4 protein-coding genes are annotated in these 2783 nt (G+C 43.2%); all 4 read left to right on the forward strand.

Features of this window, described 5'->3' with window-relative positions; all coding sequences use genetic code 11:
* Positions 1-511 precede the first annotated feature (511 nt).
* The 4 genes from RUM_RS09685 to RUM_RS09700 all read left to right on the forward strand — a co-directional run bounded on the left by RUM_RS09685 (position 512) and on the right by RUM_RS09700 (position 2766).
* Complete coding sequence (locus RUM_RS09685; protein WP_041326773.1) at positions 512-727, forward strand: Maff2 family mobile element protein; 216 nt, start codon at positions 512-514, stop codon at positions 725-727.
* Between the two features lie 117 nt (positions 728-844).
* Positions 845-1414, forward strand: coding sequence for a hypothetical protein (locus RUM_RS09690; protein WP_015558935.1), 570 nt, complete (start codon positions 845-847; stop codon positions 1412-1414).
* Positions 1415-2365 carry a VirB6/TrbL-like conjugal transfer protein, CD1112 family gene (locus RUM_RS09695; protein WP_015558936.1) on the forward strand — a complete coding sequence of 317 codons (951 nt, stop codon included), beginning with the start codon at positions 1415-1417 and terminating at the stop codon, positions 2363-2365.
* Positions 2366-2388: 23 nt separating this feature from the next.
* Complete coding sequence (locus tag RUM_RS09700) at positions 2389-2766, forward strand: PrgI family protein (protein WP_015558937.1); 378 nt, start codon at positions 2389-2391, stop codon at positions 2764-2766.
* Positions 2767-2783 lie beyond the last annotated feature (17 nt).

Below are 2783 nucleotides of genomic sequence, written 5' to 3' on the forward strand. Positions count from 1 at the left end.
GAGTAACCGAAGAGAGATGCGTTTGAAACTGCCCAAAAGAGAACGTTTTTCGGCTTATGGTGTGGATATGACAAACGCCGGACAGGAAGTTACAACAGTATCAGCAAAAGAAAAAGATAAAGCTGGTACTGCAATATCTGAGGAAACCGAAGAAAAAGAGATATATGTCGGCTTTTAACTCAGACAGTGAAGAAACCGAATAAAGGCAATACCGCACGATCTTTGTGTGGTATTGCCTAAAAAAAGAATCGGTTGAAGCTGCGGACAATTATTACTTTATTTTTTTGAGGGAGACTTTTTACCTATGAACGAACTGAATATTTCTGCGGTCGATGCAACCGCAATGGAGACAGCAGCCACTGACTCTGCACCGAAGCACAAGTGGCTCTCTAAGCTCACCCGTGGTGCAAAGAAGGCAACCATGTTCTGCACGATCGCAGGCGTTATGGCATCTACCTGTGTAACTCAGGCATTTGCAGCAGGCACGGGTGCTGTTGATACTTCTTCTTTCATTTCTACTGCTTGTACCGTACTCAAGAGCGTTATCTGCCTGATCGGTGCAGGTGTTGGTGTATGGGGCGTTGTAAACCTTCTGGAAGGTTACGGTAATGATAACCCCGGTGCGAAATCCCAGGGCATGAAGCAGCTCATGTCAGGCCTTGGTCTGATACTCCTTGCAATCGTCCTCGTTCCTGTTCTTGAAACAATGATGACGGGTGCGATTTAAGTGACGTTGTGACCTAATATAAGCAGATTAGCTACATAGCGGTGGGTTTTGCGTTGCAATAATGGGTTTTGGGTAAGTGATCTGCACTCTCAGATATGAAAGGGAGTGAAAACATAAATGACAATAAATATCGGATATTTAACTGCCAATAAAACAAGTGCAGGAGATGAAGTGTACACTCCATTCTATGCGGTAGAGCCGTTAATGGAATTTTTGCCGAAAGACAAGAAAATATGGTGTCCGTTCGATGAAGAATGGAGTGCGTTTTATCAGTATCTTACGGAACAGGGGTTTGACGTGGAACGAAGCAGCTTGAAAGATGGCAAGGATTATTTTCACTTTGAGCCTGACAAATGGGATATTCTCGTAAGCAATCCTCCATTTTCTAAGAAAGATGAAGTCCTGAAACGAGCTTTTACTTTTCAGAAGCCTTTTGCTCTTCTCTTGCCCGTGAACAGTATTCAGGGTAAGGCACGGTACATGATATTCAATAATGAGATTCAGATGCTCTGCTTTGATAGTCGGGTCGATTATCATACACGGCAGAATATGCTCTTTACAACAAAGGGAAATCATTTCGGCTCTGCGTATTTTTGCAGAAACCTTCTTCCCACAAAGCTGGAATTACGTCAGCTTGTGAAATATGACAGACCATTGATGAATTCCTCGGAGAGGGGGGATGAATAAATGGGAGTGATCAGCGATGCGATCGATGCTTTGGAGGATTGGTGCTGTGACTTATTCAAGGACGGCATAAAATCTCAGTTTGACGGAATTTCCGAACTTCTGACTGATACATTTGCTCAGACAACAGGTTCGGGTGCAAAGGGAAACCTTGTATCAAACTTTCTGACAAAGCACCCTGCTCAGTTTACGGGCACTGCCGGAAGTGCACCGACAGGCTACGGAATTTGGGCAACTATCGAAACCCTCTGTAACAATGTTGTAGTCCCTATTGGAGGTTTCATTCTGACAGTCATTCTCTTGAATGAGCTTTGTCAAATGGTCATTCGGGGAAATAATTTCAAAGACTTTGACGATTCGATCTTTATCAAATGGATCATCAAAGCCTTATGCGGTGTAATACTTGTAGCCAACACATATTACATCGCTTCCGCACTATTTTCGTTTGGCACAAATGTATGCTCCAACGGACTTGCCACGCTGTTCGGCAGCGGTGATTATCTATCTAATAGTCTTGCGTTAAAGAAATCTGCTCTCAATAGCTTAGGCTTGGGAGAACTGATGACGGTGTGGTTCATATCACTTATTGTTCATCTGGGAGTGATGATACTTATTGTTGCGATCGTAATTACTCTTGCAAGTCGTATCATCGAGGTGTTTATGTATCTCAGCATTGCACCTATCCCTATGGCAACAATGATGGACAGCGGTGAATGGGCAAGTATCGGTAAAAACTGGGTAAAGCAGCTTTTGGCTCTTTCTTTCCAGGGGTTCTTTATCGTAGTCGCACTCGGTATTTTCAAAACGCTTTTCAGCAATATGATCACGTCGCTCAATTCAAGTTCGGACGGTGTGATAATGCAAATGGCAATGCTTATGGGATACACGGCGGCACTTATTTTTACCATTCTGCGTACAGGAGCGATCAGCAAAAGTATGTTTAACGCACATTGACCTTGAACAAGATTGGAGGATCTATGGCACATTATGTACAAATTCCGAAAGACCTGAACGACATCAAAGAGAAGTTTATTATGGGATTTACCAAAAGACAGGTGATATGCTTTGGTATCGGTCTTGTTCTCGGAGCACCTGTTTTCTTTCTGACGAAAACAGCTATCGGAATGTCCGGGGCGATCTTCGCTATGGGTGCAGTCGCTGCTCCTGCGATACTCTGCGGACTTTATAAGAAAAATGGCGTTTTCTTGGAGAAACAGGCAAAATATATGCGTGAATACTTTACAAGATCTCGAAAGCGGTATTACCGCACAACAAACATATTTGAGTGCTTTGAAAGGCATATCGAATACACAAGAATCAAGAAAAAGCTGAGAGATGCTGAAAGAAAAGGCTGATACGGCTGACTATATCG

Source organism: Ruminococcus champanellensis 18P13 = JCM 17042 (assembly GCF_000210095.1).
GTDB lineage: Bacteria > Bacillota > Clostridia > Oscillospirales > Ruminococcaceae > Ruminococcus_F > Ruminococcus_F champanellensis.

Coding starts and splice junctions, on each gene's coding strand:
- RUM_RS09695 (WP_015558936.1), top strand. CDS start 1,415: ATGGGAGTGATCAGCGATGCGATCGATGCTTTGGAGGATTGGTGCTGT.
- RUM_RS09690 (WP_015558935.1), top strand. CDS start 845: ATGACAATAAATATCGGATATTTAACTGCCAATAAAACAAGTGCAGGA.
- RUM_RS09700 (WP_015558937.1), top strand. CDS start 2,389: ATGGCACATTATGTACAAATTCCGAAAGACCTGAACGACATCAAAGAG.